The sequence below is a fragment of the Microbulbifer mixtoriginis (SeqCode) genome (assembly GCF_052467705.1).
This window is the reverse complement of sequence record NZ_CP174322.1, coordinates 529,102-541,969: the sequence shown is the minus strand read 5'-3', so window position 1 is coordinate 541,969 and position 12,868 is coordinate 529,102. Positions and strand designations below refer to the sequence as shown.

The following is a 12,868-nucleotide window of genomic DNA, read 5'->3' as shown; positions in this document are numbered from 1 at the left end:
TATTTATGATTATTATATTTGCACTAAGCGTCTGGCAATATGCCTCATCGCCTCGGCTGACTTACTATCCATACCACGGTTCATTAGTATAATAAAGCCATCCTTACGGTCTGGGTCAAAATACATAGCAGTAAAAACCCCCAGATCTGACCCCATATGCCCCACAAACCCATCGCGATCTCTCCAAAAAAAGCGTTGCGAATCAGAAACCGATTTGGGCAACTGCAAACGAAACATTTCTTCATACATGGCATCAGACAAGAGTTTCGCCCCTGATTTATCCCGGTTATGAAGGACTGCCAGTAGGAAATCACTAAGGTCTGCAATACTTACGCGAACACCACCATCCGGATACTGTGGATTACCATTGTGAGGATATGGATGAAATTTTTTATATTCGAAAGGTGGCTTAATTAACCTTCCCACAAAATAATTTATTTTGCTCGATTCATCATCAGTACACAGGCCGACAAATGGTACACATTGCTCTACTTTATAAGGCACAGCTATAGAATTCAGATCCATTCCATTAAGTTTCCAGCTTGCACTTTCCATTTCCAAACGGTGAAAAAGGGTATCCTTGCTATAGTCAGCGAGGGTTTGGCCTATTGCAGACTCCACTAGAAGCCCCGCCAAACCTGCAGATAAGTTGCTGTATTGCCGTCTTTTCCCTGGCATAGATTTCAGATAATGGTCTCCATTATTGTACAGACTACCTTCCTTAGTAAGGAGAGCACGGAGATGTTGCTCAAGACTAATTTCTGGGTCGCGGTTTTCAGAATAAGTGGCATAGTCATAGTAATCCGCAATACCTGCAGTGTGACTTGCCAGATTTCTTAAAGTAATTTTTTCACCTCTTGTATGTGGATTATCCACCTTAAATGGTAAATAGGTATTGATATCCCGATCGAGTTCCAAATTTCCATTATCGACCAATTGCAATAGCGTTACGCCCATAATAGGTTTGCTAATTGATGCGATATTAAAGGGAGTATTCTGGGTAACTGCCTCACCAGATTCCACATCCGCCATTCCGTAGACTTGCTGAAAAACAAGCTTACCGTCTTTTACTCTTGAGACGGCCATACCAGGAATAGCCGCCTCTGTCATAATTGCGGGCAGAAATTCTTCAATATTGGTAATCTCGGCGCTTCTCTCCTGCTGGCTTGGCAATATAGCCCAAAATCCGAAAACGCCAACAATCATTAAGCTGACAGCATAAAGTACTCTCATTTAAATATTCCCCACAATTAATCAAAGACGGCCATAAAGCTGATACCGAGATTTGACGTTATCAGCTTTATCTATAGATGCGGGAATATGGAAAATGGTTAAATGCTAAGAAATTAGCAACTAGAGCGCCTCTTGGGACGCCCTATGGAAGGACAACTAAAATAAAGTAGGACCAGTAATTATTCAAAACCTAATTTGGACCAGATTTCATCGACTCTCTGGACCACCTGTGGATCTTTCTCGATAGGATTACCCCACTCTCTATTGGTTTCTCCCTGCCATTTATTAGTAGCATCAAAACCAATCTTCGAACCCAAGCCAGAAACTGGTGAGGCAAAATCCAGATAATCAATCGGGGTGTTTTCCACCATCACCGTATCACGCGCGGGGTCCATACGGGTTGTCATAGCCCAAATTACATCTTTCCAATCTCTTGCATTCACATCATCATCGGTAACGATAACAAACTTGGTATACATAAACTGGCGCAGGAAAGACCAGACTCCCATCATTACCCTTTTGGCATGTCCGGGATACTGCTTTTTCATAGTTACTACAGCTAGCCGATAGGAGCAGCCTTCAGGTGGCAGGTAAAAATCGACAATTTCAGGAAATTGTTTCTGCAAAATAGGCACAAATACTTCATTGAGCGCCTCGCCCAGGATCGCGGGTTCATCCGGCGGACGGCCAGTGTAAGTACTGTGATATATGGGGTTTTTCCGGTGGGTGATTTTCTCCACCGTAAACACCGGGAAACGGTCCACCTCATTGTAATAGCCCGTATGATCCCCATAGGGGCCTTCATCGGCCATGTCATCGGGGTAGATAAAACCTTCCAACACATACTCAGCACTGGCGGGAACCTGCAGATCACTGAGCAATGCACCAGTTACTTCGGTTTTATCTCCACGCAATAGCCCGGCAAAGGCGTATTCCGACAGGCTATCAGGTACCGGGGTCACTGCTCCCAGTATTGTGGCCGGATCTGCACCAAGTGCTACAGCTACAGGATAGGGTTCCCCGGGGTGCTTCCGGCACCAATCACGGTAATCCAACGCACCTCCCCGGTGGCTGAGCCAACGCATTATCAGTCGGTTTTTACCGATTAACTGCATGCGATAAATACCCAGGTTTTGGCGCTTCTTCTCTGGCCCACGAGTGATCACCAATGGCCAGGTTACCAATGGAGCCGCATCTCCCGGCCAGCAGGTCTGAATTGGCAATTTGGTGAGGTCTAATTGAGCTTTATCTACTACCACCTGCTGACAGGCTGCACCCTTGACCACCTTCGGCCCCATATTGAGCACTTGCTTGAAAACCGGCAGTTTTTCCCAGGCATCGCGCAAATTCTCAGGCGGTTGAGGTTCCTTGAGGAAGGCGAGTAATTCACCCACCTCACGTAGGTCATCAATGCTCTCACGCCCCATCCCAAGCGCTACTCGCTCAGTGGTGCCAAACAGATTGGCGAGCACCGGCGTATCAAAACCGATAGGATTTTCAAAAAGTAATGCAGGACCTCCCGAGCGCAGAACGCGATCAGAGATTTCTGTCATTTCCAGATTGGGGTCTACAGGGAATTTAATCCGTTTGAGCTGGCCACGCTTTTCCAACAATTGGATAAAATCACGCAGGTCTTTGTATTTCATGGGCTGCCGGTCAAGAAGAAAAATCCAGCGCGCAGTGTAAAACAGAAATTACAAAATGGGGAACAGCCCCCAGGATAGGGTGCCAATTGAGAAAAGGAAGAAACGACCCGCAAACAAAATGCTGCGGGTCGCAAAAAACTTAAGCTAGCCGTAGCTTAGAAGCGAGGGCGACGCGGACGATCTTCGCGAGGCTTAGCTTCGTTCACGCGGATGTTACGGCCAGACAGAGGCTGGTCGTTCATCTCTTCGATCGCTTTGCGCGCTTCGTCGTCGTTAGGCATTTCTACGAAACCGAAGCCCTTAGAGCGGCCAGTCTCACGGTCAGTAATAACAGTAGCCCGAGAGATTTCTCCGAATGCGCCGAAAGCTTCGTGCAGGTCGTCAGAGGTTACCGCGTAGGCCAGATTTCCAATATAGATATTCACAAAAGGTTCTCACTAGATGTGTGGGCTGTCGTGCAGTCACAAATGAATAACCAGCTCCACCAGATTATCCATTTGAGATTGGCCCTTTGCGGGGTTATCCCTGGGCCAATTCGGTCGGGCGCCAAACTATAAATTACATACCCAGCGCCACGATGTGGAACTTTATATGCCTTATAGCTCGCCTTTTCAACATTAATTCGCGCAAATAATCACTTTGTGCAAACCAGAATATAAAAGGCGCCGATATGGGCGCCTTTTATATAAAAAAATTATTTCCGTTTCATGGACAGGAAGAATTCGTCATTTGTCTTGAAGTCTTTCAGCTTGTCCACCAGGAATTCAGTTGAGGCTACATCTTCCATATCATGTAGTAACTTGCGCAGGATCCATACCCGCTGCAGCTCGCCCTCAGGCATCAGCAGCTCTTCTCGACGTGTTCCCGAGCGTCGAACATTAATTGCCGGATAAACACGTTTTTCCGCGATCTTACGATCCAACTGCAACTCCATATTACCCGTGCCTTTAAACTCCTCGAAAATCACCTCGTCCATCTTCGAGCCAGTATCAATCAGTGCAGTAGCAATAATAGACAGACTTCCGCCTTCTTCAATATTCCGTGCGGCGCCGAAGAAACGCTTAGGTCTCTCGAGGGCGTGGGCATCCACACCACCAGTCAATACCTTACCGGAACTGGGTACCGTGGTGTTATAGGCACGCGCCAGACGGGTAATAGAGTCCAACAGAATGACCACGTCTTTCTTGTGCTCTACCAGGCGCTTGGCCTTTTCGATAACCATCTCGGCAACCTGTACGTGACGTGCCGGAGGCTCATCAAATGTAGAGGCAACCACTTCTCCGCGCACCGAGCGCTGCATTTCGGTAACTTCTTCCGGGCGCTCATCGATCAGCAGGACAATAAGGTGGCACTCCGGATTGTTGCGCGTGATAGCCTGAGCCATATTCTGCAACATAATCGTTTTACCGGCTTTTGGCGGCGCCACGATCAAACCCCTCTGGCCCTTACCAATCGGCGCAACCAGATCAATAATGCGGCCAATCAGGTCTTCGGAAGAGCCATTTCCACATTCCAGGGTTAAGCGATCGTTGGGGAAAAGCGGGGTGAGGTTTTCAAAAAGAATCTTATTGCGGGCATTTTCCGGTTTATCGAAATTAATTTCGTTAACCTTTAATAGAGCGAAATATCTCTCACCCTCTTTTGGTGGGCGAATTTTTCCGGAAATTGAGTCACCCGTGCGCAAATTAAATCGACGAATTTGGCTGGGGGAAACATAGATATCATCCGGACCCGCAAGATAGGAGGAATCAGCGGAACGCAAAAATCCAAAACCATCCTGAAGGATTTCCAATACGCCATCACCGTAAATATCTTCACCGCTTTTGGCGTGGCGTTTGAGAATATTAAAAATAATATCCTGTTTACGCGACCGGGCCAGGTTTTCCAGGCCCATGCCTTTGGCTATTTCAATCAACTCTTCAATGGGTTTGGTTTTTAATTCGGAGAGATTCATACCAATTGCTTATTAAGGTTTCTGTTGTCATTGGCGCGGACACGCCGGAAATAATTTGAGGAGGGGTTTGAAAATCAGAGATTTGCTCGTTTATTTGCCCGGTACTCCAGGACTCCATGCCTTTCAAAAGCGTAATACTCATTGGCTTTAGCTTTCCAACACTAAACGTTATAGGGAAAGCCGTCTCAATTAAGCTCAATTCGAGGAATAAATACGCCGGGAATAGTCAGGGACCTATGGGGGGGCGTTTTCTTCAGCTGGTCGTCACTGGATTCACAGCTGACTGAACTATTACAGAATTACAGCCAGTATAACGGGTGTTTCCCATCCTGCAAAGAAATTTGCCTTCTTTGCAGGATGAATTAACCGGGATTAAAGCTGGCTATCGATAAACTCGGTCAACTGGGCGCGAGACAGGGCGCCAACCTTAGTGCCTTCCACATTGCCACCTTTAAACAGCAGCAGGGTAGGAATACCGCGTACATTGTACTTTGCCGGGGTTTCTTTGTTGGCATCCACGTCAACTTTGACGATTTTCAATTTTTCGCCATAGTGACCAGAGAGGTCTTCCAGGACCGGAGCGATCATTTTGCACGGACCGCACCATTGCGCCCAGAAGTCCACCAGCACCGGACCTTCAGCCTTGAGAACCTCGGCTTCAAACTCAGCGTCGGTTACGTTGATGATTGCGTGCTCGCTCATAATGCTTTCCTGTTCTTTAGTTACTCGATGCGGGGACACCGCAGGCGCATCATCTCACGATGCCGGCTGTGGTAATACAGCTGTATTGCGCCGATCAGCCCAGAGTTTGGGGCATTAATTCCGTTTTCAAGCCCTGCTCAGATATCAGGCCTGCTCCAAAAACCGCTGAAGAATTTCATCAAGATAGTCAAAGCCAAAGGCACTGGCAGCAATACGGCGCTCCAGCGGCTGTACCAGATCCATAGCCATCAGCCCCGGCCAATGTCGCTGCAGAGCCTCCAATGATAGGCCGGTATAGCGCTCAAAAGTATCTACCGGTACACCCTCGACTAGGCGCAGGGCGTTCATCAAGAACTCAAGGGGCAAATCGCTGAACTCTATTGAATCAATATGGGGCTCAGCCAGTGCGCGCTGCAACAGCTCCCCTCCCTGGGGTGCAATGGATAGGTAGTCTCTTGGAGTTCGCGTACGGCGACTGCGCAATATCTTCCCCTCTGCGGGCAAGCTGACCTTGCCATGGGCTCCGGCACCAATGCCCAGGTAATCGCCAAAGCCCCAATAGTTGAGGTTGTGGCGCGACTCCAGTCCCCTGCCACTGTAGGCGGACACCTCGTAGCGAAAGTATCCCTCCGAGGCAAGGAACTCGCGCCCGTGGCTCTGCATACTGGCGATCAGCTGTGAACCCGGTGTCGAGGGGGGAGCGCTGTAGAACGCTGTATTGGGTTCAATGGTTAATTGGTACCAGGAGATATGTTCAGGCGCCAGGGAGACAGCGCGCTGCAGGTCTTCCAGAGCCTCAGCCTCTGTCTGTCCAGGCAGGCCATGCATCAGATCGAGATTGATATTATCGAAGCCGGCCTTCCGCGCCATCCCTAGGGCCTCACTGGCCTCTTCACCGCTGTGGATACGGCCCAGATTGTGCAACTGGCTACTGCTAAAACTCTGCACGCCAATCGAGAGTCTATTAACCCCTGCGGCCCGATAGCCGGTGAATTTAGCCTGCTCGAAAGTACCCGGATTGGCTTCCAAAGTTATTTCAATATTCTCACTGAAGCCAACCAGCTCCTCAGCCATTATCAGGATCTGGCCGATTGCTTCGGGAGAAAACAGGCTCGGGGTACCACCACCAAAGAAAATCGAGCGCAGCTTGCGTCCCTGCACCCAAGGCAGCTGGCTGATCAAATCACGGCGCAGTTGCGCCACATAGTCCGCCTGTGGGAGAGCATACTCCGTATCCGTATGATCTCTGCTCGCCTGGTGGGAGTTGAAATCACAGTAGGGACATTTGCGCACACACCAGGGGATATGTACGTAAAGGCTAAGCGGCGGTAACTGCAAACTATGGTTTCTATCCTGCAAGATCGGTACCCAGCATAGTTTCCTGCCACATCGTTTCAAATGCCACCACTGCCTGGGCGCGGTGGCTAATGCGGTTTTTCAGCTCTCTCGGCATCTGCGCAGAGGTCATCCCTTCCGCATCCACAAAGAACAGGGGGTCGTAGCCAAAGCCCTGCTCACCGGCAGGCTCAGTGAGTATATGGCCACGCCACTGGGCACTACATACTAGGGGGACAGGGTCATCAAAACTGCGTACAAAGGCTAGTGCACAATGAAAACTGGCACCACGACGCACCTCTTCGATCCCTTGCAAGGCCTCAAGCAGCTTGTTGTTATTGCGTGCATCCGTAGCACCCTCGCCGGAATATCGCGCCGAATAGATTCCCGGCGCACCACCGAGCACATCCACTGCCAACCCAGAGTCATCGGCTAGCGCCGGGAGGCCGCTAATGCGGCTGGCGTGACGTGCTTTGATCAGGGCATTTTCAATAAAGCTGAGCCCCGTCTCCTCTGTATCACTCACACCGAATTCCGACTGTGGCAGAACCTCGATGTCCCAGCTGTTGAAGAGTTGGGAAAATTCTCGCAATTTGCCGGCGTTACCGCTGGCCAAAACAATTCTTTTTAACATGCCGTATCAAATAAAAAACGGGCTCTGGGCCCGCAAAGGATTCAGTTTAATTGAGAAGTCTTTCTTGATCACACAGCTTGCAGCCGTATAAACAGAGAGAATCGCTCACTCAGATCATTCACCATTGCCGCTAGAGCTTGCGACGGAAGGAAATTGTCTGTTTCTTGCCATTGGGCAGGGTCACATCCACATTGAAGGTGAGAGTTTCCTCTTTTTCAAAGCGCAAGGGTGCCAGATAGTAAACCGCGTCGCCTTCCCGAATTTCTTTAAACTTCAGCGGTCGCGACTGCTGAATCAGGTTTGTCGCATTGCCGGACATCTCCGCACTGAGGCCCTTGGTACCACCATCTTTTTTCACCACAGAGACATTCACGTAGGCGCGGTCTTTAGCCCTCACCAGTTGGTACTGTTGGGCAATGTCCGGCTGGATAAAGTCACTGTTGAACACCGAGAAAATCACCCGGTAATCTCCGAAGTCCTCGTAATTCTTAATAACACGGGCCTGTTGTGCCATGGCACTAGCGGTCAGGAAGAGCAGCGTAAGAGCGGCAGCGACATTAAAGATGCGGTTCACGGGTCACCTCCAATTGTTATGAGCGCCCTTTCAACTGAATAACCGGGCAGACCCGGCGGTTTGGCCAGAGCGATAATCACCCATATCAGCAGTTTGCCCCAGAGACCCGGAACAAAAACTTGGCGCAGATATTAGTTTAGCGAGTCAGGTGGTATATCGCGGTCTCACCGAATAAATTTGGCAAAAAGTCTTTAAAGACCACCCCTAATTTCGACTCAGATACTACCTGGCGGTGCAAAATAGTCCAATCGTTCTGCCCGCACAGCACCTCGAAGTCTCGAAAAGTACAAAAATGAATATTGGGTGTGTCATACCATTCAAATGGTAATAAATCGGAAACCGGCATACGCCCAGAAAAAGCCAGGTGCCAGCGGGCCTTCCACTGGCCAAAGTTGGGGAAGGTAATAATACAGTCGCGCCCAACTCGTAACATTTCACCCACCACCAGATGCGGGTGCCTCAACGTTTGCAGGGCCTGGGTCATTACCACGGTATCGAAACTGGCATCGGCGAAATTGGTAAGCCCCGCATCGAGGTTTTGCTCGACGACATTGACCCCACGCTGCACACAGCGATGTATCTGCTGCGCATCTATTTCCAGTCCGTAACCGACAACGTCTTTGTTCTTCTGCAACTGTTCCAACAGTTCACCATCACCACAGCCCAGATCGAGTACTCGGCTTGCGGGTGCTATCCATTCCTGGATTACATTGAGATCTATACGCATGCGAGCTGCCCTGCTTTGTGCTCCAGCGCTACACGCTGCATGTAGGCACGAAAGACGCCCTCGTAGCGCTTATTTGGCAACAGGAAGGCATCGTGTCCCATGGCGGACTCTATTTCTGCATAACTCACCGCCCGATTGGCGTGCATCAACGCATCGGCGATTTCCCGCGAGCGGCTGGGGGCGAAGCGCCAGTCCGAAGTGAAGGAGATCAACAGGAAGCGGCAACGCGCATGGGCAAAAGCCGCTACTGGGTCGTCGTTGTACTCCCGTGCGAGATCAAAAATATCCAGCGCTCGTGTCATAAGGATGTAGGTATTTGGATCGAAACTGCTGGAAAAGCTATCACCCTGGTAGCGCAAATAACTCTGAATCTGGAACTCCACCTCTTCGTCAACGCCCTGCTGGAAGCTGCCGGAACGCAGTTCACGACCAAATTTATGCGCCAAACCATCATCGGAAAGATAGGTAATGTGGCCAATCATGCGCGCGACGGCCAAACCTCCACGTGGCAGTTTCCCCTCCTCCAGATAGCGCCCTGCACAGAAATCCGGATCCGAGGTTATCGCCTGACGTGCGGTCTCATTGAAAGCAATATTCTGCGCCGAGAGTTTCATCGCCGAAGCAATCACCACGCAATGGCGCAAGCGTTCCGGGTACTCCAGAGACCAACGCATGGCCTGCATTCCTCCCAGGCTGCCACCAATCACTGCGGCCCACTGCTCTATGCCAAGAATATCTGCCAAGCGCGCCTGGCTGTGTACCCAATCGCGCACTCGCAAGGAGGGAAAATCCGGGCCCCAGGGTTTACCCGTGGCGGGATTGTTAGAGACGGGCCCGGTAGAACCATGGCAGCCGCCCAAGTTATTGACCGCCACCACAAAAAACCTATTGGTATCGATGGGCTTGCCGGGACCGATATAGTGGTCCCACCACCCTGGGCGCTTGTCCTCGGGGCTGTGTCTGCCCGCAGCATGGTGGTGACCGGATAACGCATGGCAAATCAACACCGCGTTACTTTTATCGGCATTCATTTCGCCATAGGTTTCATAGACTAGGGTGTAGTCCTGTAAAACACGCCCGCAGGCCAACTGCAGAGGTTCACAAAACTTGTGGCTCTTTGCTGTTACAAGACCTACAAAGCCGTGATCTGCTGTACTGGGTGCCTCGCGGGAGGGGCTGGAGTTTTCCGTGGACAAAGTAATTATATCTGTCGGGTTATTTGGCGGTTGGTTATTGTCTCTCCAGCAAGTGTACGGGAGTGCTGCAACTTATGACAATTAGCAACCGCCGGCGAGAGCGTTAAGTCGTCAGAGCTGGTTTCAGTGGGGTGACATTGTGCGCGCGCGGCGCTGGCGCCAAAGGCTGTGGTGCCGAAGTACTGTGGCGCAGTAAGTCCTCCAGGGCCGACAGGGCCCGATCATTGCGCAGTACTTCATCCTCTAGGGTACGCAAATCGGTGTGCCGACTTCGGGTTTTCTGCTTCAGCTCGGTCAATTTAATCAAGTGCCGATTCAAAAGATGTTTTTGGTATTGTGTATGTTGCTTGAGTGGTTCCAGCGCCTGCTCAAGCCAGTTTTCTGCCGCGGCACCCATTTCGCTATAAAGGCGCCCTACCTCACTGGCCAGGGTCGTAACAAAACGCTCGCTCAAACGGTTGCGCCGCGCCAGTAAAAGCTGTGGGGAGCGTCGCAGCTGGGCCGCCTGGCGGTGTAGGCCGCGCAGGGTGATACGGAATTGGCGAATGGTGAAGTACTGTTCGGCACTGTCCACCTTCTTCAGGCTGGAACGCTCAAAAATCGCATCCAACAGCCGATTCGCCTGATCCACTTCCCGCTCTAAGGTGGCTAATTGGCAATCGACTCCTTCCATAAAAGTATCAATGGCCTTGGCAAGTCCCATGGGTGTCCAACGCTTATGCAGCGCCTTACTGGTTTCATCAACCAACCGTTGCAGCTGCTGTATGGTAATAGGCGCGAGTAGGGCCGTACTCTGCCGCATTAGCATGCGCTGGCTGGACTTCAGGGTGAGTAACTCCTGATGACAGAGCTTATGTTGCTCACGTACAGTCTGCTGCAACTGGCCCAACTCGGTCAGTTGCTCCTCTGTGCTGGCACTATTGCGCTGCAAATGCATCAGCGCGGCACGGCCGCTGTTGAGCCTGCGCTTGAGCAGATCGCGGGTATCCGCCATCAACGTCAGGGCCTGGTGCAGAGAGCGGTGTTCCGCCACTTTTTGGCGGTGCTCCAGCAAACGTTGAACCAACAGCTTTTCAAAATCAGTAAAACAGCTGTTGCGCAAAAGATCGACATCCTGCTGTTGACGCGCCAACAGAGCCATTTTTGCCGAGACTCCGGTGACACTCTCCTGTGGCAGGGACAGTAATTTTGCGACCTGAGAACGCATGCGCCGCAACAGTTGCTGCGCATCTTCATCTGGATCATCCCAAAGCACATCCACTTTATTCAGCAGCGCCATAACCGGAGTGCCGCGATGTTCACGCAGAGGAGCCAGGTGGGTCTCCCACATATTCATATCAGTGCCACTGACACCGGCATCGGCGGCCAGCAGAAATGCGACGGCCTGGGCGCCAGGCAATGTGCTCAGAGTCAGTTCCGGCTCATTGCCCAGAGCGTTGAGTCCCGGTGTGTCAATAATCCGCAGGCCTTGATCTAGCAGTGGATGTGGCAGGCAGATCAGCGCATAGCGCCAGGCGGGAATTTCCACCAAATTGCCTTTGTCATCCAGGTGGCGGCGATCGAAGCCATAACGCGCAGCCTCCTCCGGCAACACCGATTTGGTGGCGGCCACTTTTAGTAAAGCTTCGCGGGTCGCATCGGGATTATTGGCATCGAACTCGTGCGTGACCCACTTCTGTGGAATTCGCCGGAAACTCTCAAGGCTGGTATTGGTCGCCAGGGTCTCAATGGGCAACAGGCGCAGGCTGGCGCGCTCTCCGCCATCGCTAAAGATCTCCGTTGGGCACATGGTGGTGCGGCCGGGTTTGGAGGGTAGCAGCCGCTGACCGTAGGTCTGTGCCAAGAGGGCATTGATCAGCTCGGTTTTGCCACGGGAAAATTCTCCCACAAACACCAAGGTGAACTGATCATCGCTGAGAAGCGCACGGGCCTGCTGTACAACTTGGCAGGCGCCGGCAGAGTTGGGGAAATGCTGCTGTAACCACTGACTGAACTGGGCGAATTGTCGATCCAGATTCTTTTTCCAGCGATCGTATTCAGAGATATGTTGGCGTAGGAGTGCGTCTTCCATTTCACAGTATTCTTGTAATTTATACTCTGTGGGCTACCGACCCAAAGCACTCAAAGCTGAGTTGGTCCGGTAGCCGTTAGTATAAAAGTCTAACACTGCGCCAAATGCGATCCAGTGCGCGCGGTGGAAGAAAAGCGCACAGTAGTCAATTTAAAAACCGGGGATATGCCAGAAAAGGCTGTAAACAAAGCGCGGCATATTGGCCATACTGGCAAAGCCTAATAGCAACTTATCCGCCACAGTAAGCAGAATAAACACGAAGATAGGGCTGATATCGATCACCCCCAAAGGCGGAATCAAGCGGCGTACCGGTGCGCAGAAGGGCTCTAGCAACTGGCGCAGTAGCATCAGTGCTGGGTGGCTGCTCTGCGGAGCGATCCAGCTGAACACAATGGAGATCAGCATTCCCACAAACACGACCGCAATCACGGTAGCGACACAGCCGATTAGAGACCACAGCAGTGCACTCAGGGGATTGAAAAGACCAAATCCGGCAAACGCACCGCAAACCAGTATCATCACTAGCCCCACCAGCAAGGCCAGCACTACCGAGGCCATATCCACGCCGAAGAGACCCGGCACCACCTTGCGCAGTGGCAGTAGTAGCGGATTGGTAACTTTAACGATGCCCTGAGAAATCGGGTTATAGAAGTCTGCCCGGGCCAACTGCAGCAAAAAACGCATCAATACCGCAAATAGGTAGAGGATACCCAGGGTAGCCACCAGGAAAACACCGATGTTGCTGAAGGTACTTGTCATTGAAAATCCCTAAAGAGTGATCAACTCGCGGCGCAGC

General features: G+C 51.2%; 12 protein-coding genes. All 12 read right to left on the bottom strand.

Annotation, left to right across the window (positions count from 1 at the left end; translation table 11 throughout):
- Positions 1 to 12 precede the first annotated feature (12 nt).
- The 12 genes from ACJJIB_RS02570 to ACJJIB_RS02515 all read right to left on the bottom strand — a co-directional run bounded on the left by ACJJIB_RS02570 (position 13) and on the right by ACJJIB_RS02515 (position 12,831).
- The gene (locus tag ACJJIB_RS02570; protein ID WP_444887781.1) at positions 13 to 1,233 is read right to left on the bottom strand and encodes a serine hydrolase domain-containing protein; all 1,221 of its coding nucleotides are present in this window, start codon (positions 1,231 to 1,233) and stop codon (positions 13 to 15) included.
- Between the two features lie 179 nt (positions 1,234 to 1,412).
- Entirely contained in the window at positions 1,413 to 2,879 is a 1,467-nt protein-coding gene (ubiD, locus tag ACJJIB_RS02565; RefSeq protein ID WP_252084170.1) for a 4-hydroxy-3-polyprenylbenzoate decarboxylase, read from the bottom strand.
- Positions 2,880 to 3,034: 155 nt separating this feature from the next.
- The gene (rbp, locus tag ACJJIB_RS02560) at positions 3,035 to 3,304 is read right to left on the bottom strand and encodes an RNA-binding regulator (RefSeq protein WP_020413665.1); all 270 of its coding nucleotides are present in this window, start codon (positions 3,302 to 3,304) and stop codon (positions 3,035 to 3,037) included.
- 269 nt (positions 3,305 to 3,573) lie between these two features.
- Positions 3,574 to 4,833 (bottom strand): transcription termination factor Rho, encoded by a 1,260-nt coding sequence (rho, locus tag ACJJIB_RS02555; protein ID WP_108731406.1) that lies wholly within the window; start codon positions 4,831 to 4,833, stop codon positions 3,574 to 3,576.
- A 372-nt stretch (positions 4,834 to 5,205) separates the two neighbouring features.
- A complete protein-coding gene (gene trxA / locus ACJJIB_RS02550; RefSeq protein WP_252084169.1) occupies positions 5,206 to 5,535 on the bottom strand; it encodes a thioredoxin TrxA in 330 nt (109 codons plus the stop codon).
- Between the two features lie 144 nt (positions 5,536 to 5,679).
- Positions 5,680 to 6,894, bottom strand: a complete 1,215-nt coding sequence (gene hemW, locus ACJJIB_RS02545; RefSeq protein ID WP_444887780.1) for a radical SAM family heme chaperone HemW — start codon at positions 6,892 to 6,894, stop codon at positions 5,680 to 5,682.
- The gene (gene rdgB / locus ACJJIB_RS02540; RefSeq protein WP_444887779.1) at positions 6,884 to 7,504 is read right to left on the bottom strand and encodes an RdgB/HAM1 family non-canonical purine NTP pyrophosphatase; all 621 of its coding nucleotides are present in this window, start codon (positions 7,502 to 7,504) and stop codon (positions 6,884 to 6,886) included. Before rdgB ends, hemW begins: the two co-directional genes overlap by 11 nt.
- A 130-nt stretch (positions 7,505 to 7,634) precedes the next feature.
- The gene (locus ACJJIB_RS02535) at positions 7,635 to 8,078 is read right to left on the bottom strand and encodes a DUF4426 domain-containing protein (protein WP_444883429.1); all 444 of its coding nucleotides are present in this window, start codon (positions 8,076 to 8,078) and stop codon (positions 7,635 to 7,637) included.
- 136 nt (positions 8,079 to 8,214) lie between these two features.
- Entirely contained in the window at positions 8,215 to 8,805 is a 591-nt protein-coding gene (metW, locus tag ACJJIB_RS02530; RefSeq protein WP_252084166.1) for a methionine biosynthesis protein MetW, read from the bottom strand.
- Positions 8,796 to 10,001, bottom strand: coding sequence for a homoserine O-succinyltransferase MetX (gene metX / locus ACJJIB_RS02525; RefSeq protein ID WP_444887778.1), 1,206 nt, complete (start codon positions 9,999 to 10,001; stop codon positions 8,796 to 8,798). Before metX ends, metW begins: the two co-directional genes overlap by 10 nt.
- Before the next feature lie 103 nt (positions 10,002 to 10,104).
- Positions 10,105 to 12,072 (bottom strand): dynamin family protein, encoded by a 1,968-nt coding sequence (locus tag ACJJIB_RS02520; protein ID WP_444887777.1) that lies wholly within the window; start codon positions 12,070 to 12,072, stop codon positions 10,105 to 10,107.
- 150 nt (positions 12,073 to 12,222) lie between these two features.
- Positions 12,223 to 12,831: a YggT family protein gene (locus tag ACJJIB_RS02515; protein ID WP_252084163.1), complete on the bottom strand. Its 609-nt coding sequence runs from the start codon at positions 12,829 to 12,831 to the stop codon at positions 12,223 to 12,225.
- Positions 12,832 to 12,868 lie beyond the last annotated feature (37 nt).

What these genes read in the sequence shown, in the direction of transcription:
- ACJJIB_RS02570 (WP_444887781.1), bottom strand. Translation starts at nt 1,233, where the DNA reads ATGAGAGTACTTTATGCTGTCAGCTTAATGATTGTTGGCGTTTTCGGA.
- ubiD (WP_252084170.1), bottom strand. Translation starts at nt 2,879, where the DNA reads ATGAAATACAAAGACCTGCGTGATTTTATCCAATTGTTGGAAAAGCGT.
- rho (WP_108731406.1), bottom strand. Translation starts at nt 4,833, where the DNA reads ATGAATCTCTCCGAATTAAAAACCAAACCCATTGAAGAGTTGATTGAA.
- trxA (WP_252084169.1), bottom strand. Translation starts at nt 5,535, where the DNA reads ATGAGCGAGCACGCAATCATCAACGTAACCGACGCTGAGTTTGAAGCC.
- rdgB (WP_444887779.1), bottom strand. Translation starts at nt 7,504, where the DNA reads ATGTTAAAAAGAATTGTTTTGGCCAGCGGTAACGCCGGCAAATTGCGA.
- metW (WP_252084166.1), bottom strand. Translation starts at nt 8,805, where the DNA reads ATGCGTATAGATCTCAATGTAATCCAGGAATGGATAGCACCCGCAAGC.
- ACJJIB_RS02520 (WP_444887777.1), bottom strand. Translation starts at nt 12,072, where the DNA reads ATGGAAGACGCACTCCTACGCCAACATATCTCTGAATACGATCGCTGG.
- ACJJIB_RS02515 (WP_252084163.1), bottom strand. Translation starts at nt 12,831, where the DNA reads ATGACAAGTACCTTCAGCAACATCGGTGTTTTCCTGGTGGCTACCCTG.